This is a genomic window from Modestobacter sp. I12A-02662, from assembly GCF_041028325.1.
In the GTDB taxonomy this organism is placed as follows: Bacteria; Actinomycetota; Actinomycetes; order Mycobacteriales; family Geodermatophilaceae; genus Modestobacter.
On the sequence record NZ_JABGDE010000001.1, the window covers coordinates 54,112 to 74,897 of the forward strand.

Below are 20,786 nucleotides of genomic sequence, written 5' to 3' on the forward strand. Positions count from 1 at the left end.
GAAACTGCCTCCCTGTGTATCGACGCATCACACGACGGGGATGTTCCCGGGGCCCGGCGGCCGACCGCTAGCCTCGTGGCTGCACACCCCGGTCGACGGCCGCCGCGCGGCCGTCACGAGCCCCCGTAGCTCAGGGGATAGAGCATCGGTTTCCTAAACCGTGTGCCGCAGGTTCGAATCCTGCCGGGGGCACCGACAGGAGCTAACCGTTGGTCACCGAGCAGCTGGCCGGCGGTGACGTCTCCTCGGTGTCCAAGCGGAGCTGGCTCGTCGCGCCGGTGTCGGGCAGGCGACGCTGTGGCCGCTGCTGAACGGCAAGCTGTGGCCGCGCACCGACACCCTCATGCGGGTCGCGCAGGCCGCCGGGGTGAACATCGGCGTGCTCCAGCTGCAGTGGTTCATGACGTTGTCGTCGGGCACTGGCGGTAGGGCGGCCCCGCCGTCCCTTGTGCTGGAGCGGCGGGGCCTGACCGCGACGGCCCCCGCGGAAGCCGTTGCGGCTGCTCATGAGTCTCCGGAGGTGTGCGCAGCCGGGCGACTCGGGCTGTGGTCGGGCGCGTCAACCTGGCCGTGCGAACCACTTCCCCGGGGGGAGGTCCCCGGTGTGGACCAGCTCGTCGGCGATTGCGAACAGCTTGCGGTTGGTCTTCATCGACATCTGGGCCAGGACCTGGAACGCCTGGTCCGCGGTGAGCTGGTGGCGGTCCATCAGGATGCCCTTGGCCTGATCGATGACGCCGCGGGTCGCCAGGGCGGCCTGCAGGTTGTCGGCCCGGGCCCGGGCGCTCCGGAAGGCGTGCAGGTCGCCGGCGGCGACGGCGGCGTAGGGGCCGAAGCGGGTGGCCGCCGTTCGGCTGGCCTCGTCGAAGGCGTCCGGCTCGCGGGCGTAGATGTTGATGGCGCCGGTGACCTGTTCGTCGTCGTCGATGGCCAGCGGAACCGACAGGGAGCTCAGGGCGCCGCGCTCGGCGGCCCGGGGGGTGTAGTCCGGCCAGCGGCTGTCGGTGAGCATGTCGGCGATCTCGGTCAGCTCACCGGTACGGGCGGCGTGCAGGCAGGGCCCGTGGCCGCGTTCGTACTGCTTCTCGTCCAGGTCGAGGGCGAGTTGGCCGGTGGTGGCCACCGTGGTCGGGCGGTCTTTGACCACCAGCGTGACCGACGTCTCCGGGCTGCCCGGCATCACGGCCTTGGTCAGGTCGGCGACGGTCTGCAGCAGGTATTCCATCGACACCTTGCGCAGGGACAGCGAACCGAGGTGCTCGAGCGCCTCGGCGGCGGAAGTAGGTGTGGATGGCTGGTCACTGACCACGGCGGGCCTCCGGCTTGCTGACACCGGGGACGGGTCACCTCGGTCACGAAGCCCAATCTGGGGTTCGCGCGCGCTCTGTGCCGCTGGGGCGCAGCCTGGTCGCCCGGCGACGCCCGACGACTGACCCAGACGCTACGCGCTATCGCCCCGTGGGGATACGCCCCGACGCCGACCCCGGCACCCGACAGCGGAACGCAGCTCCGGACTGAGGCCTGGCACGTGGAGCCGGCACTCGTGTGACATCAACGTCCTGACACAGCACATCTAGCGCGGTTGTGCAGCCGACCGCGAAACGGTGAGGCCCCGGCCTCAGAGCGGCACCGTTACCGGCCCGCCGCCCAGGCCGCACCGTGGCCGACCCGCTGGCCCGCTGGGCAGTCGTGTTCGTGGCCGCGTCGCTGCTCGGCGGCCTGACGCCGAACACCGGCCTGCTGATCGCCGCCCGCGCCCTGCAGGGACTGGGCGCGGCGCTGGCCGCCCCGAACGCGTTGGCGCCAATCGCCACCACCTTCCCGGCGGGCAAGCCGCGCAACCAGGCGGTGGCCGCCTACGGCGCTATGTCCGCGGTCGGCATCGTCGCAGGCGTGCTGCTCGGCTGGGCGCTGACCGGCCTGCTCGACTGGCGGTGGGTGTTCTTCATCAACGTCCCCATCGGCCTGGCGGTGCTCGTCGGTACCGGCGCCCTGCCCGAGGGCGCGCGTGGCCGCGGCCGGCTGGACACCCCGGGCGCGGTGACCGGCACCGGCGCGATGATCGCGCTGGTCCACAGCATCACCCGCGCCGGCGAGTCCGGCTGGACCGACGCGCTGACCTTGGCCGCGTTCGCCGTCGCCGCGGTGCTGCTGGCCGTGTTCCTGGTGCGGCAGTCGCGCACCGCCCAGCCGTTGCTGCCGCTGGGCCTGTTCGCCGACCGCAACCGTGCCGGCGTGTCCGACCGCCTGCAGCCGAGCTGAGGCCAGCCACAGGTCGGCGTCGCCCCCACAGGCGGCATCCGGTCGACGGATGGGAGCGCCTCGCAGGTGCCCCACGCGCGATCGGGTGCCGCTCGCGCCGGGGCCCTCTCCGGCCAGCGTGTGAGAAGTCCGCCGGAATGTGTGAGAACTCCGTGGAAGCCGGTGCTCAGCCGCTGGTGCGAGCAACGTTCAGCACCCCCACCGAGCGAGGTGGTCGCCCGCGCACCGGGTCGGTGTCAAGCGGTCCGTCGAGCAGTCGGCGGGGCGGGCTACTCTCGCTACGAAATGAGGATCAGCCGACTACGCAAGGTGAGCTTGGTTGTCGCCGTGCTGCTCCTGGTGGTCACCGCGGTGCTCACCTTCCTGACCTGGCGGGTCAGCGAGCACAGCGAGCAGCGGCTGCTGAGCCGCCAGGTGGCGCTGGTGGGCTCGCTGCTGACCAGCCAGGCCGCGGTCCTGCAGGTGCAGCTGGCCGACGTCGCCCAGGTCGCGGTCAACACCGACGCCAACCCCGCTGCGTTCGCGAGGTTCGGTGCCACCCAGCTGCAGCAGACCGGGCAGTCGCTCTCCCTGTGGCGGATGACCGACGGGCAGGCCGAGCAGCTGGCCGTGCAGGGCGTGGACCCCCGGCTGCCGGCCGAGGGCGCCGGTGCCCTGTCCGCCCTCGAGCCGACCGGGGAGCTGGTCGTCCTGGGGATCGTCCCGGGGGAGCCGGACCGGCTGGCCTACGGGTTGCGGCCGGTCGACACCGACCTGCTCGTGTACGCCGAGTCGCCGCTGCCGGACGGGCGCGAGCTGGCGGCGCCGCCGGACTCCCCGATGGCCGGGCTGGACCTCGCCCTCTACCTGGGACGGACGACCGAGCCCGAACTGCTGCTCCAGGCCACCGGGCCCGCCCCCGTCGAGGGCGACACCCACCGCACCGAGGTGCCGTTCGGCACCACCACGGTCACCATCGTCGGCGCCTCCCCGGGCCACCTGGCCGGCCCGCTGTCCGCGGCGCTGCCGTGGATCGTGCTCGGCGTCGGCGGTGTGCTGGCCCTCGGCGGTGCGGGCACGGTCGACTACGTCTCCCGCCGGCGGGTGGTCGCCGAGCGGCTGGCCGCCGAGAACGAGCGGCTCTACCGCCAGCAGCGCGGCATCGCCGGCACGCTGCAGCTCGCGCTGCTGCCGGTCGTGCCCGAGCTCACCGGGGTGGACGTCGCGGCCCGGTACGTGGCCGGCGTCGACGAGCTCGAGGTGGGCGGTGACTGGTACGACGTCATCGAGCACCGGCGCGGGTGCTGCGTGTTCGTCGTCGGTGACATCTCCGGCCGGGGGCTGCCCGCGGCCACGACGATGGCCTCGCTGCGCTTCGCCGTCCGGGCCTACCTCGCCGAGGGCCACGACATCGAGGGGGTGCTGACCCGGCTGCGCCGCCTGCTCGACGTCGACGTCGACCACCAGTTCGCCACCGTGCTGCTCGGTGAGCTGGACGCCGGTGCCGGCCGCCTGCGGCTGGTGTCCGCCGGGCACTTCGGCCCGGTCGTGGTCACCGCCGACGGCGCCCGGCTGGTGGACTGCCCGGTGACCCCGCCGATCGGCGTCCCCAGCCGGGTCGCGCCCCGTGCCACGACCGTGCAGGTCCGCGGTCCCGCCACGATGCTGGCGTTCACCGACGGTGCGATCGAACGCCGGGGCGAGGTCGTCGACACCGGGCTCGAGCGGCTCCGGCGGGCGGCGGAGGCCGCCGGCGGGAAGCCGCTGGAACCGATGCTGGACGAGCTTCTCGAGATCCTGACCGCGGACGGCAGGAAGGACGACACGGTGATCCTGGGGCTTCGATGGACCGGCTGACCGAGACTCCCCGGGCCACGCTGACCGTCACGGCCGATCCCGACCGGAGCGCGCTGGTGGTCGGGCTGGCGGGCGAGCTGGACATCGCCAGCCTGCCCGACGTGGCTCCGCAGCTGGACACCCTGCTGGCGCGGGAGGCGCAGCCGGTGCACCTGGACCTGGCGGGGCTGCAGTTCATGGACTCCTCCGGCGTCACCGTGCTGATCCGCATCGCCAACCACTTCGATCCGGTCACCGCCGGGAACGCGAGCCCCGTGGTGGCCCGCGTGGTGCAGGTGCTGGGGCTCGCCGACCGGTTCGGCCTGGACGGTGCCTGAGGTGCTCAGCCGGTCCTTCCCCGCCTTCGCCGTCTCGGTGCCCGTGGCCCGCCGCTACGTCACCGACCTGCTGGAGCCGGAGCACCTGCCGGCGGCGACGAGCGAGACGGTGGCGCTGCTGGTCTCCGAGCTGGCCACCAACGCCGTGCGGTACGCCGGGGGGCAGTTCGCGGTCGCCGTGGAGTACACCGCCGAGGACGGCCGGGTGTGGATCGGGGTGACCGACGCCGGCCCCGGGCTCCCGGTGCTGCGGAGGCCCGCGGTCACCGCCGAGCGCGGCCGGGGCCTGCAACTGGTCGGCTCGCTCGCCGACCGCTGGGGTGTCCGCCGGCGCCGGGGGACCGACGAGAAGACGGTGTGGTTCGAGCTGAGCGCCCGGCCCGCGGCGCCCCCGCCTCCCGGGACCTGACCGGCCCACCGGGACCAGGAATGGCGCGGGAACGGTTTCCCGGTCCGCGCGGCACCATTCCGCCGTGTCCATTCCAGTGGGCGGAGGAATTGTTCGGACAGGTGCTCAAGCAGTTCACCCACCCGGTCGATGTCACTCATGAGAGTCACCCAGACCGAGATGGAGAACCAGCTGTGTCCGCACCCCTGTCGAGTGCCCCGCGCGGTGTCACCCGCGTCCTGATCCTGGCCGACGCGCCGGTCCTGCGCCGCGGCCTCCTCGGCATGGTGAACGAGACCGCCGGCCTGCAGGTCGTGGGCGCTCCCGGCGAGCCCCGCCGCGCGCTGACGCTGGCCGAGACGGCCCGCCCGGACGCCGTCGTCGTCGAGCTGGGCTCCGGCCTGGCCGCCACCCTGAACGCCTGCCGCGACCTCCGCCGCCGCTTCCCGCAGATCGCGATCGTCGCGGTGGCCAACTCCGAGTCGCCGGCGGTCGTGAACGAGGCGCTGGCCGCCGGTGTCCGCGGCTACCTGCTCATGAACACCTCGCCCACCCTGCTCGGCTGGGCGGTCCTCGCCGCCCGCGCCGGCCGCACCGTCGTCGACCCGCAGATCCGCCGGGGCGAGGCAGCGGCCGAGGCGCCGTCCGCGGTGCTCACCCCCGAGGTGCCGCTGACCCGCCGCGAGTCCGACGTCCTCGACGAGCTCATCAAGGGCCAGTCCAACCGGCAGATCGGCAAGAACCTGTTCATCAGCGAGGACACCGTCAAGTCCCACATCAAGGCGATCCTGCGCAAGCTCGGCGCCCGCGACCGGGCGCACGCGGTCTCCCTCGTGCTCTCCTCGCGCACCCCCGGCTGCACCTGCGGGATGCACACCCCCGCGCTGGCGCCCGAGACCGTCTGACGCCCCGGCCCGGCAGGCTTCCACCGGGCGCGGAGCGGCGGGCTGCCGCACGGGCGTCCGGCGAACTACCGTGCCTGCATGGTGGGTCTGCTCGCCGCGCTGCTGGTGGTCGCCCTGCTGGCCGGCCTGGCCGTGTGGGCGCTCAGTGAGCTGCGGTCCCCGGCCCTGGGCGGCGTCCCGGCCCGGCGGATCTCCGCGCGGGACCGGGAGTTCCGGCAGCGGTCGATCGCCGCGGCGCGCTGGACCACCGCGCACGACGAGGTGGACGGCGTGACCCGGGTGCTCCTCCGGCGCAGCTGCACCGGCCTGGACGGGCGACCGGAGGTGCTGGAGGAACGCGTGTTCACCAGCTTCCCGGCGCAGGACCCCCTCTGGGAGGGCCGGTTCACCGAGGCGATGGCCGGAGCCCGGTTCCGCTGCCAGTACCTCAACGCCGAGGACGCGCAGGAGTAGCCTCGGCGGTCGCGCCGGAGAACGGCCGGGGCAGGATGGGGGCATGGCTCAGGTCGTCGCAACCACCGAACGGGTCGTGCGGGCGCCGGCGGACGTCGTCCGCGCCGCGCTCGCCGACTACGAGGTCATGCGCCCGAAGGTGCTGCCCGAGCAGTTCAGCGAGTACCGGGTGGACGCGGGCGGTCAGGGCGCGGGCACCCGCGCGCACTGGCGGCTGCAGGCCACGTCCAAGCGGGCCCGGGTCCAGGACGTCGCGGTGACCGAGGGCCCCGCCGGCGAGCTGGTCGAGACCGACGCCAACTCCAGCATGGTCACCACCTGGAGCGTGCACGCCGCCGGCGCGGACGCGACCACCGTCCGGGTGCGCAGCGAGTGGCGGGGCGCCGGGGGCATCGGCGGGTTCTTCGAACGGACCTTCGCGCCCAGGGGCCTGAGCCGCATCCACGACGCCGTGCTGGAACGGCTGGACCGGGAGGTCGCGGTCCGCTGACCCCGCCGGCCGCGGCACGGGCGCGTGCGGCGATCAGCGGGGACGATGGGCCGGTGACCGCCGCACCCGCCACCGTCGACGGCGTCGACGAGCTCGCCGACCTGCTGGGCGCCGGGGGAGCGCTGGTGCTCTCCGGCGCCGGTCTGTCCACCGAGTCGGGGATCCCCGACTACCGCGGCGCCACCGGCTCGCTGCGCCGGCACACGCCGATGACCTACCAGACGTTCACCCGCGACCCCCGGGGCCGGCACCGCTACTGGGCGCGCAGCCACGTCGGGTGGCGGCAGATCGCCACCGCCCGGCCCAACGCCGGCCACCGCGCGGTCGCGGCGCTGCAGGCAGCCGGCGCGGTCGGTGCGGTGATCACCCAGAACGTGGACGGCCTGCACCAGGCCGGCGGCGCCGAGGACGTCACCGAGCTGCACGGCGGGCTCGACCGCACCGTCTGCCTGGCCTGCGGGGACGTCGCGGACCGGGCGGAGCTCGACGCCCGGCTGCGGACGGCCAACCCCGGCTTCCGCCCGGAGGGCACCGAGGAGGTGAACCCGGACGGCGACGTGGAGCTGCCCGAGGCGGCGCTGGACGGCTTCGTGATGGTCGACTGCCTGGCCTGTGGGCGCGGCCCGCTCAAGCCCGACGTCGTCTTCTTCGGCGAGACGGTGCCCCGCGACCGGGTCGACCGCTGCTTCTCCCTGGTCGACCGGGCACGGTCGCTGCTGGTCCTCGGCTCGTCGTTGACCGTGATGAGCGGCTACCGGTTCGTCATCCACGCCGCCAAGCGGGGCATCCCGGTGGGGATCGTGAACGTCGGGCCCACCCGCGGCGACGCGAAGGCCGACATCCGCGTCGACGCGCCGCTCGGCCGGGTGCTGCCGGAGCTCGCCGTCCGGCTGGCATGAGCCGGCAGGTGGAACGCACCGACGACGGCCGGTACGTCGTCGTCGACGGGCGGCGCTGGCGCACCGCCGACCCCGCCCTGCCCGCCGAGGTCCGCGAGCGGCTGCTGCACCACCTCGGCGTCGCGCGCTCGGCGGTGCGCAGCGCCCGAGGGGACGACGCGGCCGTGGCCGCGGCCCGGGCGCGGGTGCAGGCGGCCAAGACCGGGCTGGGTGAGCGGGGGCCGGCGTGGTGGGAGCAGGACGACGCCGCACGACGCACCCGCTGGGAGCAGGCGCTGCGGGAACTGGACGGCTGACCCGGCGGGCCGCGGCCCGCTGCCCCAGGATGGACGGCGATGCAGACGTTCCTCCCGGTCGCCGACTTCACCGAGACGGCCCGGCTCCTGGACAACCCCCGCCTCGGCAAGCAGCGAGTGGAGTGCCTGCAGGTGCTGCGGGCCCTCGAGCTGCCCGACTACGGCTGGGCCAACCACCCGGTGGTCACCATGTGGCGCGGGTACACGGCCGGCCTGGTCGTCTACTCGCTGGCGATGGTGCGGGTCTGGAAGGAACGTGGCTTCGCCGACAGCACCGAGAGGCTCATCGCGGAGTTCGCGCCGGACGCGGCGCGGATGACGCAGGCGGAGGCGGCCGCGGCCGGGCTGCTGCCCAGCTGGGTGGGCGACGAGGAGCTGCACCTCTCGCACCGGTCGAACCTGGTCGCCAAGGACCCGGCCTACTACCGCGACCGCTTCCCGGGGGATCCCGACGACCTGCCGTACAAGTGGCCGGGCGCGGACGACGTGCCGCCGGCCCCTGCCCCCGAGGGCGTGCCGGTGTGGGTGGTCCGGCCGCGGGCGCACAACGAGCTCGGGGCCGCGCTGGCCAGCGGCATCGTGGGGCTGGGCACGCAGGCCGGCATCGACGTCGACGCCACCGGGCTCTCCCCGGGCGAGCTGCGGGCGCTGTCCAAGGAGCTGTCCGGCCGGCGGCCCGCCAAGGACCTGCGCCAGCTGTCGGCCTTCCTCGACGAGGTGCGGCCGGGTGACCTGGTGGGCCTGCCGATCGAGCTGGGCGCGGGGCTGCTGCTCGGTGAGGTGGTGGGTGACTACCTGTTCGCCGGGCGGGAGCTGCTGCCGCACCGCCGCCCGGCCCGGTTCGACCGGGTGGTGCCGCGCTCGGCGGCCCGGCCCCCGGCCACCCTGCAGGACCCCCGCGCGCTGTTCCGGGTCGTCCTGGACCCGGCCGCCGTCCCCGAGCGGCTCAGCGCAGCCCGGCGCTGACCTCGGCGACGGCCGCGGCGAGCCGGGTCCGGGCCTCGGGCAGGTGCTCGGGCACCCGCGCGGCGTGCACGAACCACCAGGCGCCGGCGTGGAGCAGCCGCAGCCAGCGGAACGGTGCCAGCTCCTCATCGCTCACCGGGTCGGGCATCGCGTCCAGCGCGGCGCGGCCGTCCAGCCGGCCGGTGGACCGCAGGCAGGCGAGGTCCCAGGCGCGCGGGCCGCGGGAGGTGTCCTCGAGGTCGGTCCAGCGCAGGCCGGCGCGGGTGGCCAGAAGGTTCCCGGGGTGTGCGTCGCCGTGCAGGGTCGTGTCCGGGCCGGCGACCCGCGCCCGCAGCGCGCAGGCCAGGGCGGGGACCTCGCGCAGCAACGGGGGGTCGGCGCCCAGCTGTGCGCCGTGCGCCGCGAAGGCGGCCAGGTCGTCGAACGGGGTGTCCAGGGCGGCGCCGTCCCACCGCGGTCGGATGCCGGCGAGTGCGGCGTGCAGCTCGGCCAGCGACCGGCCGGCCTGCGCCGCCGTGGGCGCCTCCGGCAGGACGTCGACGTGCTCCCAGAACGACAAGGTGAGCCCGTCGTGCTCGTGCGGGCCGGGGGGCAGCAGCTCCGACGGCGCGACCACGGCGGCCCCCGTGGCCGCGAGGGCCCGCGCGAGCTCCACCTCCCGGGCGAACGGCCGGCCGATCGCCGGCCGCAGCAGCGGGGTCAGGGTGGCCACCCGCGCCACCACCGGGGCGGGGCGCAGCCAGGTCACGAGGTTGACCCCGTCGTGGAGGACGACCGGGTCGTCGGCCCGCAAGCCGTGCGCCCGTGCCACCGCGACCGCGGCGGCGACCGCCCGGGCGGGGCGGTCGCTCACGTGCCGGGAAGGGGCACGTTCTGCAGCCGCACCTGGCCACGGGCCACGATCTTGCCGTCCTCGGCGTGGGTGAGCGTGACCAGCCACAGCTGCAGCGTCCTGCCCTGCTGGACCGGCTCGGCGAGCACGTCGAGGCGCCCGGTGGTCATCGGCCGCAGGAAGTCCGTCGCGTTCGACACGCCGACGGCGAACTGGCCCCGGTCCGCGACCGCGGCGCTGGCGCCCATGCTGGCCGCCGCCTCGACGACCGCGCAGTAGACGCCGCCGTGGACGATGCCCCACGGGGTGTGGTGCCCGGGCCCGAGGTCGGCCTCGCCGGTGACCCGGGTGCCGGTCACTTCGGTGATCCGGAAGCCGGTCGCGGTGGTGAACGCGCCGGCCGTGGTGGGGTCGATCGCCGGCAGCCCGCTCACTGGGCGTCCCACACCAGGCAGAACGGGTGTCCGACCGGGTCGGCGTAGACCCGGAAGTCCCCGCCGCCGCCGGGCAGGCGGCGCGCGCCCAGTGCGAGGACCTGCGGTTCCGCGGCGTCGACGTCGGCGACCCGGATGTCGAGGTGGAACTGCTGCGGGCGGGCCGGGTCCGGCCAGTCCGGCGGCTGCAGGTCCGGCGCCTGCTGGAAGGCGATGCGGTAGCCGGCACCGGTGATGGTGACCCAGTTGTCGCCGGGCTGCCCGTGGATCTCCATGCCGAGAAGGCTGGCGTAGAAGGTGGCGAGCGCGTGGGCGTCGGGAGCATCGAGGACCACCGAGTGCAGCTGACCGATCATGGCCGCATCCTCTCCCGCCCCCCGGAGCCGCGACCACCCGCCGTCCGGCCCCGGCCCCCCGGCCGGGGCGGCCCGCGCGGCTCGTGCACGATCGGGGCATGGCCGAACCCCTCCCCGCCCCGCAGCTCGGCACCCTCACCTGGCAGCCCGCCGCCGAGCACCTGGACCTGCTCGGCGCTCCGGTCGCCGCCGCGGTCGCGTCGCTGACCGAGCCCGTGTGGGTGGCCGCGATCGACGACGACGCCGCCGACACCGCGGCCTTCACCGACGTCTACGAGGTCCCGCTCACGGCGTCGGCCAACTGCGTGGTGGTCGCCGCCCGCCGGTCCGCGCAGACCACCATGGCCGCGTGCCTGGTGCTCGCCACCACCCGGGCGGACGTCAACGGCCTGGTGCGCCGGCACCTGGGCGCGCGCAAGGCGTCGTTCGCCCCGCAGGACGTCGCGGTCGCCGAGAGCGGCATGGCCTACGGCGGGATCACACCGATCGGGTTGCCCGCGGACTGGCCGGTGCTCGTGGACGCCGCCGTCGCCGCCAGCGACCTGGTGGTGATCGGTTCGGGGACACGGGGCAGCAAGCTCGCCGTGCCGGGGAAGGTGCTCGCGGCGCTGCCGGGTGCCGAGGTCCTCGAGGGCCTCGGCCAGCCGGTGGACTGACCGGGCTCCCGGCCTAGGCTCGGGCCGTGGCAGGACCCGAACGCCCTCCCGCGGACGAACGCCCCCGCACCGCCGCCCCGACGCGGGCCGAGCGGGCGCCGGACGACAGCGACGTCGGCTGGGGGGAGCGGCTGACCGACCCGGACGACGAGGACCGCCGCTACCTGGAGGACCGGCCGCCGCACTGGGGCAGCGGCTGAAGAAGGGCCCGTGGCCGTCGAGGGCAGTGCCGGTCAGCCCGGCTGCTGGTCGCGCTGCGCACGCAGCAGGTCGCGGATCTCGGCGAGCAGCTCCACCTGGGTGGGCGCCACCGGTCCCGCCTCCTCGCCACGCCGGCGCCGTTCCGCGATCGTCTTCAGCGGGAGGACGACGACGAAGTAGATGACGGCCGCGGTCAGCAGGAAGGTGATCACCTGGTTGACGAACGCGCCCCAGGTGAAGTCCTGCCCGTCGACAGTCACGGTGCCGCCCTTCACGCCGCCGCCACCCACCAGGCCGATCAGCGGCTGCAGGAACGACTCGGTGAACGAGGTGACGACCGCGGTGAACGCGGTGCCGATCACCACCGCGACGGCCAGTTCGACGACGTTCCCGCGCAGCAGGAAGTCCTTGAAGCCCTTGAGCACCCACGCACCCCTCGGTCGGGACCGGCACGCTGCGGGTCCGCTCGGTCACGGCCGGCCGAGGGTAACCGTGAGGGTGGACGTGGCCGCGGCGGCCGCGAGGCGCGCCGCGGTGTCCGGGTGGACCGCGAGCACCAGCAGTCCGTCGCCGGCCGTCCCCGTCCCCGCCCCGCCCGGCTCGGTCGCGGCGGGCGGGGCGGCGAGCACGAGCGCGCCGGCGGCGACCACCACGACCGTCGCGCCGCCGGGGTCCGGCGCGGTCAGCGGCCCGCCCGGGGAAGCCGTGGCGGCCAGCACGTCGACCCGGTCACCGGCGCGCAGGAGGGTGGCGACGGCGAGGTCGGCCAGCCGCACCGGCGCGGCGACCTCGCCGGCTGGGACCTGGGACCACAGGCCGGGCCCGACCAGGCGGACGTCGGTGACCGGCTCACCGCTGCGCACGGGCGCGGCGAGCACCTGCCCGGTGAGCGCCCCGGGCTCCGAGGTGGAACCGTCGGGCACCACGTCGCCGGGCAGCGCCGCGGTCGTGAGGTCACCGGCGCCCAGCGTGGTGCCGGCCGGCAGGTCGGCCACCGCGACGGTGACCTGCACCATCGGGAGCGGGGCCGGCGAGCCCGGGCCGGGCGGCCGCACCGCGAGGACGAGGGCCAGGCAGGCCAGCAGCGCCGCGGCGACCTGCCGCACCAGGCGGGCCGGGGAGCGGGGGCGGCGGAAGCGGGGCATGCCGCGACGCTAGGGAGTCGGAGCCCCGCCGTCCGGGCCGTTCGGGGACCTGTGGAGAACCGGTCGCGCTGTGCACGGGCGCGAGCGGGGAACCCCCGTCCGTGGTGCCGTCAGCTGGCGGCCTTGCCGCCGCTGCCGGAGGAGGTGCTGCTCGATGAAGAGGTCGGCGTGCTGCTCGACGACGAGCCGGAGCCCGAGGAGCCCGCCGCGCTCGGGGACGACGAGCTGGCGCTGGTGGACGAGCTCTCGGACTTGCGGCTGTCGGTCCGGTAGAAGCCGGAGCCCTTGAACACCACGCCGACCGATCCGTAGACCTTGCGCACCGGCGCGTCGCAGTCGCGGCAGGTGGCCAGGGCGGGGTCGCTGAACGACTGCACGACCTCGAACTCGTGCTTGCTCTCGGGGTTGGCGCAGACGTACTGGTAGGTGGGCACGGTGGTGGCGCTCCTCGTCCGGTGCTGGGCCGAGCTGGCACTCGACCCCGTCGACTGCCAATTGTGCGCCGTGGTCGTGCTGATCGTCCACGTCTGCGGACGAGTGTCACCCCGCGGGTGCGTGGTCTCGCGGTGCTGCGATCGCCGGCTGGACGGTGTCCCGGGCTCCGGCTCCGACGTCAGTGGTGCGCGCGACCGCCGTGGGGCTCGCTGGGTGCACCGGCCGACGCCCCCTCGCCGTGCTCCTCCCCGCGCCGGCCGCCGTGGTACGCGTGGACGACGGCGTGACCCTTCCCGCGGCCGATGAGCCAGCGGTTCACCGGCACGGTGACGACGAAGGCGACGGCGAGCGCGACGGCGAGCGCCCCCCAGAACAGCCAGCTGTCGAGGCCCGCCTCCATCGCGCCGGGCACGGCCAGCATGATCGCGTTGTCGACGATCTCCATGACGGTGATCGAGATCGTGTCGGCGGCCAGCGCGACCGGGATGGCGGCGCGCAGCGACAGCCCCGAGCGCATCACCGGGCCGATGGTGAAGGAGTAGCCGAACACGAACGCCAGGGCGACGGCGAGCGCGATGGTCTGCACGTCGCTCCACCCCAGCGCGGTTCCGATGACCATGCCGAGGACCTCGCCGATGGCGCAGCCGGTGAGGCAGTGCAGGGTGGCGCTGACCGCGAGCCGGGTCAGGGCGGCGCCGGTGGGGCGCTGGGTGTGCATCGTGTGGTCCATCACTGCTCCTCAGGACGTGCGGGACGGGGGTGGCTCGGAGATGGCGCCGGTGGGGGCGGGCCGGGCCGGTGTGCCGGTGCCCGCGCCGCCGTCGGCGGTGTCGGAGGCCGACGGGGCGAAGCGGCGCAGCCGCAGGCTGTTGGCCACGACCGACCCCGACGACAGGGCCATCGCCGCGCCGGCGATCATCGGGTTGAGCAGGCCGGCGGCGGCCAGCGGCAGGGCCGCGACGTTGTAGACGAACGCGGCCGCCAGGTTGGTGCGGATCGTGCCCAGCGTGGCGCGGGCCAGCCGGATGGCGTCGGCCGCGGCACGCAGGTCACCGCGGACCAGGGTGAGGTCGGACGCCTCGATGGCGACGTCGGTGCCGGTGCCCATCGCCAGGCCGAGGTCGGCGCGGGCGAGCGCGGCGGCGTCGTTGATGCCGTCCCCGATGACGGCGACGACCTTGCCCTGCTCCTGCAGCCGGGCGACGGCGTCGACCTTGCCGGCCGGCAGCACCTCGGCGATGACCTCGTCGATGCCGACGGCGTCGGCGACGGCGCGGGCGACGGTGGCGTTGTCGCCGGTGAGCAGCACCGGGGTCAGGTCCAGGGCCCGCAACTGCCGGATCGCTTCGGCCGAGGTGGCCTTCACGGCGTCGGCGACGACCAGCACACCACGGGCAGCGCCGTCCCAGGCGACCGCGACGGCAGTCCTGCCCGCCGCCTCGGCGGCGGCCTGCGCCTCCTGGAGTTCCGGGCTCAGGTGCACCGACCAGTCGGCCAGCAGCCGGGGGCGCCCGACCAGCACGGCGTGACCGTCGACCATGCCCTGCACGCCCAGACCCTCCGTGGTGGTGAACTCCGCCACCGGCGGCAGGGCGCCCACGACCTCGGTGGCGCCGGCGGCGATGGCCTGCGCGATCGGGTGCTCGGAGGCGTGCTCGAGGGCGCCGGCCAGGCGCAGCAGCTGGTCGCGGTCCTCACCGGCGGCGGGGACGGCGTCGAGCAGGGTCATGCGGCCGGTGGTGACGGTGCCGGTCTTGTCGATGAGCACGTGGGTCACCCGGCGGGTGCTCTCCAGCACCTCCGGGCCCCTGATCAGGATGCCCAGCTGGGCGCCGCGGCCGGTGCCGACCATGAGGGCGGTCGGCGTGGCCAGCCCGAGCGCGCACGGGCAGGCGATGATGAGGACGGCGACCGCCGCGGTGAACGCCGCCCCGGCACCGGCGCCGGCGCCAAGCCAGAACCCCAGAGTGGCCACGGCCAGGGCGATGACGATCGGTACGAAGACGCCGGAGACGCGGTCGGCCAGGCGCTGGACCTCGGCCTTGCCGTTCTGGGCGTCCTCGACCAGGCGGGCCATCTGCGCCAGCTGGGTGTCGGCGCCGATGCGGGTGGCGCGGACGACGAGCCGCCCGCCGGCGTTGACGGTGGCGCCGACGACGGTGTCCCCGGGGCCGACCTCCACCGGCACGGACTCGCCGGTGAGCATCGACGCGTCGACGGCCGAAGAACCCTCGGTGACGACGCCGTCGGTGGCGATCTTCTCGCCGGGCCGGACGACGAACAGGTCGTCGACGGCCAGGTGTTCGACGCCGATGCGCTGCTCGACGCCCCCGCGCAGCACCGAGACCTCCTTCGCCCCCAGCTCGAGCAGGGCGCGCAGCGCCGCGCCGGCGCGGCGCTTGGAGCGGGCCTCGACGTAGCGCCCGGCCAGGATGAAGGTGGTGACCCCGGCGGCGGCCTCCAGGTAGATGTTGCCGGACCCGTCGGTGCGGGCGATGGTCAGCTCGAACGGGTGGGTCATGCCCGGCTCCCCGGCGGTGCCCCAGAACAGCGCGTACAGCGACCAGGCCAGCGCGGCGAGGGTGCCGATCGAGATGAGGGTGTCCATCGTGGCCGCGCCGTGGCGGGCGTTGGTCCAGGCAGCCCGGTGGAAGGGCCAGGCACCCCAGACCACGACCGGGGCGGCGAGGGTGAGCGACAACCACTGCCAGGAGGTGAACTGCAGCGCGGGGACCATCGCCATCGCGACCACCGGGACGGTGAGGACCGCGGAGATCAGCAGCCGGTCCCGGAGTTGGAGGACCCCGTCCCCCCCACCCCTCGCGAGCTCGGGGCGAGCCTCGGGACGGGACCGCGGGGGCTCGGGCACGTGCGCGGTGTAGCCGGTCTTCTCCACCGTCGCGATGAGGTCCGCGGGGGTGACGTCGCCGACGACGGTGACCCGCGCCTTCTCCGTGGCGTAGTTGACGGTGGCGGTGACGCCGTCGAGCCGGTTGAGCTTCTTCTCGATGCGTGCGGCGCACGAGGCGCAGGTCATCCCGCCGATCGCCAGCTCGACCTGGGTCCCGGCGGCCGCGGCCGCCGGGGTCGTGTTCGGTGTCGCGGAGCTCATCGTCTGCTTCCTTCGTGCGTGGTCGCGGTCGGTCGCGGTGGGCGGTCAGCCGTGGCTGTGGCCGTCGTCGGAGTGGGTGCCGCCCTGACCGGGGGCGCCGTCCACCTGCGTGGCCGGCGCGGGGTCGCCGGCGCGCACGGTGAACTCGGCGGTGCGCACCACGTCGCCGTGCTGGAAGTCCAGGAACAGCCGGTAGTCCCCGGCCGAGGGCGGGGTGGCGTAGAAGGTGATGTCCGGGCCGGGCGTGGTGGTGCCGTCGCCGGGCTCACCGGCCGGGTGGACGTGCAGGTAGGCGAGGTCCCCGTCGCGCAGCGCGACCAGGTGCCCGTAGGCGGCCAGGTAGGGCTGCAGGTCGGTGACCGGTTGCCCGTCCCGGGCGACCGACAGCGTCAGCCGCGACTCGGTGCCTGGCACGAGCCGACCGTCGAGGGCGACGGTGTACCCGTCGATCTCCGCGATGGCCGAGGGCTCGGGCAGCGGCCGCGGGGTGTGCTCGCCGGCGACGGCGACGTCCGCCCCCAGGACGAGCGCGGGGTCGTCGCCGGCGGGGTCGAAGTCGGCGAACAGCCGCCAGGTGCCGGCGGTCAGGGCCAGCGGGATCGACCAGGTTCCGTCGTCGGCCAGCTCGGGGTGCACGTGCTGGTAGCCGCTCAGGTCCCGGCGCACCGCGATCAGGTGCAGGTCCTCGTCGTGCGCGGTGTCGTAGGCGGTGACCGGGCGCCCGTCGGGGCCGAGGATCCGGAAGCTCACCTCGGTGGCTGCGCCGGCCGGGAGCTCGGCGGCCACGTCGAGGGTGTAGCCGCCGTCGGAGATCTGCAGACCGCCGGGCAGGTGGGCGCCGGTGGTGGGGGCTTGGTGGGTGCTGGTGTCCATCGGGGACTCCGGGTGCGACTGGGTGTGGGGAGCGGTGTCCTGGGTGGCGCCGTCGACGGGGCCGACGGCGGCACCGATGCCGGTGGCCGCCCCGAAGGCGGCGACCAGCCCGAGCGTGTAGGCGCCGAGCCTGGCGGGGGTGTTCATCGCGCTGGTCCTCCCGGTCCGGAGCGGACGGTCAGGGGCGGGTGGGTCTCGAACGGGCGGGTCAGGAGCGGACGAGGCGGGCGATCGCCTCGGAGGCCTCGCGGACCTTGGCGTCGGCCTCGGGGCCGCCCCTCTGCGCGGCGTCGACCACGCAGCCGGCCAGGTGCTCGTCGAGCAGGCCGAGGGAGAACGACTGCAGGGCGCGGGTGGCCGCCGACACCTGGGTGAGGATGTCGATGCAGTACTTGTCGTCCTCGACCATGCGCTGCAGCCCGCGGATCTGCCCCTCGATGCGGCGCAGCCGCTTGAGGTGCTCGTCCTTCGCGTGGGTGTAGCCGGCCATGTCGTCCTCCTCGGATCTCAGCTGGGGATGGGGATGCGGTGGGGCAGGTGCCGGGTGGGGGAGTGCCGGATGCGTGGAGCGCCGGCTCCTCGCCGGACCCGGCGCTCCACCGGCCTCCGATCAGACGGGTACGACCTCGTAACCGGCCTCGTCGACCGCCGCGGCGACCGCGTCGGCGGCCACCGGCTGGTCAGACTTGACGTCATCCGGACGGCGGCCACGTCCACCTGCACCCCTGTGACGCCGAGGATCTTCGAGACCTCCTCGCTCACCACGCTGGCGCAGTGGCCGCACGTCATCCCGGTCACCCAGTAGTCGCTGGCGCTCATCGGTGTTCTCCTCTCCGAGCGGGGATACCCCCCGGTAGTACGCAGAACAAGGTATACCCCCTGGGGGTACTTCCCGCAAGGGAGTGAGTTGCCCGTCTCATGCGCCCAGCGGCGGGGCGGAACTCGGCTCGGCGAAGGCGGGGAGAAGGACGCGGCCGCGCGGACTCGAACATCCAGCGCAACTACCGAGAATGCCGCCGTCATCCAACGGCGGCCTGCTCCCGCGGCTACGACTCGGGTGACTCGTCGGGTCCTGCGTTCGGCCAGCACGTTGCCCGCGTGCAAGTCACGACCAGCGGGTCAGGCGCTCGCCGAAGCTCGTCGGGGTCGGCACCCTGCTCGGAGTTCCGGCCACCGGGCGGCCCGCGCCGTACCAGTCGAGGCAGACGTCGTCGCGTCGTCGCGGAGGTCCCCGTCGGTCGCGTGCAGCACCGCGGCGCCCAGGGCGTGAGCGACCTCCCGCGGATGTAGGTCCGCGGTGGCGGCCAGGGCCGCGGCCACGTCGAGCGATGCCGCGTTGCGCTCCTGCATGCCGTCGGTGAGGAGGACCATCCGATCGCCGAGCTCGAGAGTCGTTGCCCCTGACTGCATCGACGTCATCCAGCAGGCGGTCCTCGGCACAGGGGGCAACCGTGAGCTGGCGACGGAATCGCGCGTGGAGTCGCGGCGGGGTTCCGGTGCGGCGCACGGCCTGCCGTGGTCAGTGTTCGGCCGTCAGGAGACGCGCCAGGCCGGGTCCACCGACCCCGATGGGATGGCCACGTTCCACGCCGGCGGCAGCATCGACGCCCTCGCGAACTCCTACCTGTGCGCCTACGGACTGCTCCAGCGCGTCAAGCTCCTCGACCGGCGTGGCGCCCTAAGGTACTGACACCGGATCCGCGGCAGTGCTCAACCAGCCCGTCCCGCACGGATCCGCTGCAGGCCCCACCAACCCGCGCGTCGCGCCAGGGCGTCGCCGCCCGCTACCGGCGACCACGCCGAACGTGGGTACACGTTGACGTCGAGACAGGCCCGGACCTCGTCCGTCCACACCGCCGTCCACGGCTCCGCGGCACCGAGGAAGTCGAAGCGGGTCAGGCCGCGCTCCGCGGCCTGACGCACTGTGTGCAGCATCAAGAGGTTGCCCGGGGAGCACCGGGCGAATTCCTCGTCGAAGCCGATCTTGAAGAGGCTGTACCGGTCCTGCTGCTCGATGGCGAACTGCACGGCGACTGCCTGCCCGTCGATGCGCATGAAGGCCAACCGAGCCGCCTTCTTCTCCGCTGCGATCTGCCCGAGTCGGAGGAGGAACGCCCGCATGCTGGCGCGACCCGCAAGCGCACTGCCGGCTCGTGTTTTCCAGCCCGACGCCTCGACCGCGACGAGCTCCTCGAAAAGCGGCGCGACCTGTGCCGGGGTCGGCTCCTCGATCGTCAACTCCACCGGCCCCAGTTGCTCGGCGCGGCGCAGGGCGGTGCGGAAATCACCTCGTCGGCGCTTGCTGAAGTGGTGCTCGGGCTCGCGCCACCGATCGTCGAGCGTGATGGTCGGCGTACCCACCGCGAGACGGGCTCGCACCCAGGCGCGTCCACCGTGCAGCGCCTCGAGGTGAGGCAACAACCGGGACTCGGCCGGGAGCCGCTTGAAGCGCAGGGGTACGCCCCGCCGGGCCATCTCTGCCAGCAGGAGTCCCAGGCCGCGGGGGTCGTCGCCCCGGACGTCCATGGACTCGCTCATCTGCCGGATGCCCAACATCTCCCATGTCCACGGCCGGCGAGGGTGCCGGACCAGGGGCAGGACGGCGGTCGGCGCGTCCACCGGACCGGCGACCGACACGGCCAACTCGTGGTCGGCTCCGTAGACCTCGAGCCATGCCTGCGCCCAGGCCTGCCCGCCCACGCCGCCACTCGTGGACGCGAGCGTGTCCCAGCCCTCGGCGGACGCGCACACGGCCGCCGGGTGGGTCAGGAGGTGCACCTCGCCGTCGGCGGATGCGCTCGCGAGCGTGGTCACCATGCTTCCTCCCGGAGCCGTGGGCCGGCACGGCAAGGCGGAGACTAGGCGGCTCTCCCGCGTTTCAGGCAGGACCCGGCCCTCCGGATGCTCACCGTCACCGCGAGGTAATCGACCGCAACGGCCACCGTCGGTGCAACGCCGCTCGCGTCCTGGATCACTCACCTGCGGTGACAACCGTGCCGAGCGCGTCCCCTCGTGGCAAACAAGGCCTTGACCCTCCTTCGTCGTTTCGGAAATCGTCCGGTTCCGTCATCGAGTCGCGTTGTTGAGCGCCGCTCTCACAATTTCGAGGGCTGGAGAGCTTTTGCCGTTGTCGGGGGTTCCGAGCGCGCTGCGACGTCGCGGCGCGCTGGCTCGTGCGGCCGAACCGGCCGAGCATGCACCTCGCGACGAGCGGTGCCTCCTGCAGTTTCTCGTCGGCTCGCTGCTGGTCCTGGGCGCGTCCCTCGTGCTGCTGGCGGTGGGTCCGGGGACGGCCCGAGCATCTTCTCCGGAGTGGGTCGGCTCGGTGGGTCGGGCGTCCGGCGAGGAGTCGGGTGCGCCGCAAGCGCTCGCCGCCCAATCGGCCTCGAACGCCGCCGAGGGCTCGGGTTCGGCCGGTGAGGACGAGCGGTCGGGTGGCCAGGGCAGCGCTGCGGGCGGGGACGACGGTGAGCGGCCGGGCTCGGGCTCGGACTCGAAGTCGCATTCGGGTTCGGACTCGAAATCGGACTTGGACTCGAAGTCGGGCCCGGACTCGGACTCGGGTTCGGACTCGAAGTCGGACTCGGGTTCGGGCTCGAAGTCGGAGTCGGGTTCGGACTCGGGTTCGGACTCGGACTCGGGTTCGGACTCCGAGTCCGGTTCGGACTCCGGGTCGGATTCGGCCGGTGAGGACGAGCGGCCGGGTGGCCAGGGCGGCGCTGCGGGCGGGAACGACGGTGAGCGGCGGGGCTCCGACTCGGGCGCGGACTCGAAGTCGGACTCGGGTTCAAACTCGAAGTCGGGCTCGGACTCGGACTCGGACTCGGGTTCGGGCTCGAAGTCGGACTCGGACTCGGGTTCGGACTCCGAGTCCGGTTCGGACTCCGGGTCGGATTCGGCGGGTGAGGACGAGCGGTCGGGTGGCCAGGA

The 20,786-nt window shown here is 74.3% G+C and carries 26 protein-coding genes and 1 tRNA gene; 13 read left to right on the forward strand and 14 right to left on the reverse strand.

What is annotated here, in order from left to right; genetic code table 11:
* Positions 1–119 precede the first annotated feature (119 nt).
* Positions 120–192, forward strand: a tRNA-Arg gene (locus HL189_RS00265).
* A 367-nt stretch (positions 193–559) separates the two neighbouring features.
* On the opposite strand, the gene HL189_RS00270 is transcribed toward HL189_RS00265, so the two are convergent.
* Positions 560–1,225 carry an ANTAR domain-containing protein gene (locus HL189_RS00270; RefSeq protein WP_369131714.1) on the reverse strand — a complete coding sequence of 222 codons (666 nt, stop codon included), beginning with the start codon at positions 1,223–1,225 and terminating at the stop codon, positions 560–562.
* Between the two features lie 434 nt (positions 1,226–1,659).
* Here HL189_RS00270 and HL189_RS00275 point away from each other — a divergent pair, with 434 nt between their 5' ends.
* The 10 genes from HL189_RS00275 (at position 1,660) to HL189_RS00320 (ending at position 8,812) form a co-directional block, all read left to right on the forward strand.
* Positions 1,660–2,262, forward strand: coding sequence for an MFS transporter (locus tag HL189_RS00275; RefSeq protein WP_369131687.1), 603 nt, complete (start codon positions 1,660–1,662; stop codon positions 2,260–2,262).
* A 309-nt stretch (positions 2,263–2,571) separates the two neighbouring features.
* Entirely contained in the window at positions 2,572–4,098 is a 1,527-nt protein-coding gene (locus HL189_RS00280; protein WP_369131688.1) for a PP2C family protein-serine/threonine phosphatase, read from the forward strand.
* Entirely contained in the window at positions 4,086–4,415 is a 330-nt protein-coding gene (locus HL189_RS00285; protein WP_369131689.1) for an STAS domain-containing protein, read from the forward strand. Before HL189_RS00280 ends, HL189_RS00285 begins: the two co-directional genes overlap by 13 nt.
* A gap of 1 nt (position 4,416) precedes the next feature.
* Positions 4,417–4,824 carry an ATP-binding protein gene (locus tag HL189_RS00290; protein ID WP_369131690.1) on the forward strand — a complete coding sequence of 136 codons (408 nt, stop codon included), beginning with the start codon at positions 4,417–4,419 and terminating at the stop codon, positions 4,822–4,824.
* A gap of 173 nt (positions 4,825–4,997) precedes the next feature.
* On the forward strand, positions 4,998–5,708 hold the full coding sequence (locus HL189_RS00295; protein WP_369131691.1) for a LuxR C-terminal-related transcriptional regulator: 711 nt from the start codon (positions 4,998–5,000) through the stop codon (positions 5,706–5,708).
* A 78-nt stretch (positions 5,709–5,786) separates the two neighbouring features.
* Complete coding sequence (locus HL189_RS00300; protein ID WP_369131692.1) at positions 5,787–6,161, forward strand: hypothetical protein; 375 nt, start codon at positions 5,787–5,789, stop codon at positions 6,159–6,161.
* Positions 6,162–6,204: 43 nt separating this feature from the next.
* Complete coding sequence (locus HL189_RS00305; RefSeq protein ID WP_369131693.1) at positions 6,205–6,651, forward strand: SRPBCC family protein; 447 nt, start codon at positions 6,205–6,207, stop codon at positions 6,649–6,651.
* A 53-nt stretch (positions 6,652–6,704) separates the two neighbouring features.
* Entirely contained in the window at positions 6,705–7,550 is an 846-nt protein-coding gene (locus HL189_RS00310; protein ID WP_369131694.1) for an NAD-dependent protein deacetylase, read from the forward strand.
* An 8-nt stretch (positions 7,551–7,558) separates the two neighbouring features.
* Positions 7,559–7,846, forward strand: a complete 288-nt coding sequence (locus tag HL189_RS00315; RefSeq protein WP_369131695.1) for a biopolymer transporter Tol — start codon at positions 7,559–7,561, stop codon at positions 7,844–7,846.
* Between the two features lie 39 nt (positions 7,847–7,885).
* Positions 7,886–8,812 (forward strand): MSMEG_6728 family protein, encoded by a 927-nt coding sequence (locus HL189_RS00320; protein ID WP_369131696.1) that lies wholly within the window; start codon positions 7,886–7,888, stop codon positions 8,810–8,812.
* Here HL189_RS00320 and HL189_RS00325 read toward each other — a convergent pair.
* The 3 genes from HL189_RS00325 to HL189_RS00335 are packed head-to-tail and all read right to left on the reverse strand — an operon-like array spanning position 8,793 to position 10,434.
* The gene (locus tag HL189_RS00325; RefSeq protein ID WP_369131697.1) at positions 8,793–9,665 is read right to left on the reverse strand and encodes a phosphotransferase family protein; all 873 of its coding nucleotides are present in this window, start codon (positions 9,663–9,665) and stop codon (positions 8,793–8,795) included. The genes HL189_RS00320 and HL189_RS00325 overlap by 20 nt on opposite strands.
* Positions 9,662–10,078: a PaaI family thioesterase gene (locus HL189_RS00330; RefSeq protein WP_369131698.1), complete on the reverse strand. Its 417-nt coding sequence runs from the start codon at positions 10,076–10,078 to the stop codon at positions 9,662–9,664. The genes HL189_RS00325 and HL189_RS00330 overlap by 4 nt, the downstream gene beginning before the upstream one ends.
* On the reverse strand, positions 10,075–10,434 hold the full coding sequence (locus tag HL189_RS00335) for a VOC family protein (protein WP_369131699.1): 360 nt from the start codon (positions 10,432–10,434) through the stop codon (positions 10,075–10,077). Before HL189_RS00335 ends, HL189_RS00330 begins: the two co-directional genes overlap by 4 nt.
* A gap of 98 nt (positions 10,435–10,532) precedes the next feature.
* Between HL189_RS00335 and HL189_RS00340 the strand changes: the two genes are divergently transcribed.
* Together HL189_RS00340 and HL189_RS00345 are read left to right on the forward strand one after the other, a co-directional pair.
* Positions 10,533–11,090, forward strand: coding sequence for a YbaK/EbsC family protein (locus tag HL189_RS00340; protein ID WP_369131700.1), 558 nt, complete (start codon positions 10,533–10,535; stop codon positions 11,088–11,090).
* A gap of 26 nt (positions 11,091–11,116) precedes the next feature.
* Positions 11,117–11,290, forward strand: coding sequence for a hypothetical protein (locus tag HL189_RS00345; protein ID WP_369131701.1), 174 nt, complete (start codon positions 11,117–11,119; stop codon positions 11,288–11,290).
* 33 nt (positions 11,291–11,323) lie between these two features.
* On the opposite strand, the gene mscL is transcribed toward HL189_RS00345, so the two are convergent.
* From mscL to HL189_RS00395, 10 genes are all read right to left on the reverse strand, one after another.
* Positions 11,324–11,716 carry a large conductance mechanosensitive channel protein MscL gene (mscL, locus tag HL189_RS00350; protein ID WP_369131702.1) on the reverse strand — a complete coding sequence of 131 codons (393 nt, stop codon included), beginning with the start codon at positions 11,714–11,716 and terminating at the stop codon, positions 11,324–11,326.
* A gap of 45 nt (positions 11,717–11,761) precedes the next feature.
* Positions 11,762–12,436, reverse strand: a complete 675-nt coding sequence (gene cpaB / locus HL189_RS00355; RefSeq protein ID WP_369131703.1) for a Flp pilus assembly protein CpaB — start codon at positions 12,434–12,436, stop codon at positions 11,762–11,764.
* A 110-nt stretch (positions 12,437–12,546) separates the two neighbouring features.
* Positions 12,547–12,870: an FmdB family zinc ribbon protein gene (locus HL189_RS00360; protein ID WP_369131704.1), complete on the reverse strand. Its 324-nt coding sequence runs from the start codon at positions 12,868–12,870 to the stop codon at positions 12,547–12,549.
* A 179-nt stretch (positions 12,871–13,049) separates the two neighbouring features.
* Positions 13,050–13,601 (reverse strand): DUF4396 domain-containing protein, encoded by a 552-nt coding sequence (locus tag HL189_RS00365; RefSeq protein WP_369131705.1) that lies wholly within the window; start codon positions 13,599–13,601, stop codon positions 13,050–13,052.
* Between the two features lie 9 nt (positions 13,602–13,610).
* Positions 13,611–15,983 carry a heavy metal translocating P-type ATPase gene (locus HL189_RS00370; RefSeq protein ID WP_369131706.1) on the reverse strand — a complete coding sequence of 791 codons (2,373 nt, stop codon included), beginning with the start codon at positions 15,981–15,983 and terminating at the stop codon, positions 13,611–13,613.
* 45 nt (positions 15,984–16,028) lie between these two features.
* The gene (locus HL189_RS00375) at positions 16,029–17,003 is read right to left on the reverse strand and encodes a hypothetical protein (RefSeq protein ID WP_369131707.1); all 975 of its coding nucleotides are present in this window, start codon (positions 17,001–17,003) and stop codon (positions 16,029–16,031) included.
* A 61-nt stretch (positions 17,004–17,064) separates the two neighbouring features.
* The gene (locus HL189_RS00380; RefSeq protein ID WP_369131708.1) at positions 17,065–17,346 is read right to left on the reverse strand and encodes a metal-sensitive transcriptional regulator; all 282 of its coding nucleotides are present in this window, start codon (positions 17,344–17,346) and stop codon (positions 17,065–17,067) included.
* 17 nt (positions 17,347–17,363) lie between these two features.
* Positions 17,364–17,879: a heavy-metal-associated domain-containing protein gene (locus HL189_RS00385; protein WP_369131709.1), complete on the reverse strand. Its 516-nt coding sequence runs from the start codon at positions 17,877–17,879 to the stop codon at positions 17,364–17,366.
* A 96-nt stretch (positions 17,880–17,975) separates the two neighbouring features.
* Positions 17,976–18,275, reverse strand: coding sequence for a SpoIIE family protein phosphatase (locus HL189_RS00390; protein ID WP_369131710.1), 300 nt, complete (start codon positions 18,273–18,275; stop codon positions 17,976–17,978).
* Positions 18,276–18,566: 291 nt separating this feature from the next.
* Entirely contained in the window at positions 18,567–19,673 is a 1,107-nt protein-coding gene (locus HL189_RS00395) for a GNAT family N-acetyltransferase (RefSeq protein ID WP_369131711.1), read from the reverse strand.
* Between the last annotated feature and the right edge of the window lie 1,113 nt (positions 19,674–20,786).

What these genes read in the sequence shown, in the direction of transcription:
- HL189_RS00270 (WP_369131714.1), bottom strand. Translation starts at nt 1,225, where the DNA reads ATGGAATACCTGCTGCAGACCGTCGCCGACCTGACCAAGGCCGTGATG.
- HL189_RS00285 (WP_369131689.1), top strand. Translation starts at nt 4,086, where the DNA reads ATGGACCGGCTGACCGAGACTCCCCGGGCCACGCTGACCGTCACGGCC.
- HL189_RS00300 (WP_369131692.1), top strand. Translation starts at nt 5,787, where the DNA reads ATGGTGGGTCTGCTCGCCGCGCTGCTGGTGGTCGCCCTGCTGGCCGGC.
- HL189_RS00305 (WP_369131693.1), top strand. Translation starts at nt 6,205, where the DNA reads ATGGCTCAGGTCGTCGCAACCACCGAACGGGTCGTGCGGGCGCCGGCG.
- HL189_RS00320 (WP_369131696.1), top strand. Translation starts at nt 7,886, where the DNA reads ATGCAGACGTTCCTCCCGGTCGCCGACTTCACCGAGACGGCCCGGCTC.
- HL189_RS00335 (WP_369131699.1), bottom strand. Translation starts at nt 10,434, where the DNA reads ATGATCGGTCAGCTGCACTCGGTGGTCCTCGATGCTCCCGACGCCCAC.
- HL189_RS00340 (WP_369131700.1), top strand. Translation starts at nt 10,533, where the DNA reads ATGGCCGAACCCCTCCCCGCCCCGCAGCTCGGCACCCTCACCTGGCAG.
- cpaB (WP_369131703.1), bottom strand. Translation starts at nt 12,436, where the DNA reads ATGCCCCGCTTCCGCCGCCCCCGCTCCCCGGCCCGCCTGGTGCGGCAG.
- HL189_RS00365 (WP_369131705.1), bottom strand. Translation starts at nt 13,601, where the DNA reads ATGGACCACACGATGCACACCCAGCGCCCCACCGGCGCCGCCCTGACC.
- HL189_RS00370 (WP_369131706.1), bottom strand. Translation starts at nt 15,983, where the DNA reads ATGAGCTCCGCGACACCGAACACGACCCCGGCGGCCGCGGCCGCCGGG.
- HL189_RS00375 (WP_369131707.1), bottom strand. Translation starts at nt 17,003, where the DNA reads ATGAACACCCCCGCCAGGCTCGGCGCCTACACGCTCGGGCTGGTCGCC.
- HL189_RS00380 (WP_369131708.1), bottom strand. Translation starts at nt 17,346, where the DNA reads ATGGCCGGCTACACCCACGCGAAGGACGAGCACCTCAAGCGGCTGCGC.
- HL189_RS00385 (WP_369131709.1), bottom strand. Translation starts at nt 17,879, where the DNA reads ATGACGGCGGCATTCTCGGTAGTTGCGCTGGATGTTCGAGTCCGCGCG.
- HL189_RS00390 (WP_369131710.1), bottom strand. Translation starts at nt 18,275, where the DNA reads ATGACGTCGATGCAGTCAGGGGCAACGACTCTCGAGCTCGGCGATCGG.
- HL189_RS00395 (WP_369131711.1), bottom strand. Translation starts at nt 19,673, where the DNA reads ATGGTGACCACGCTCGCGAGCGCATCCGCCGACGGCGAGGTGCACCTC.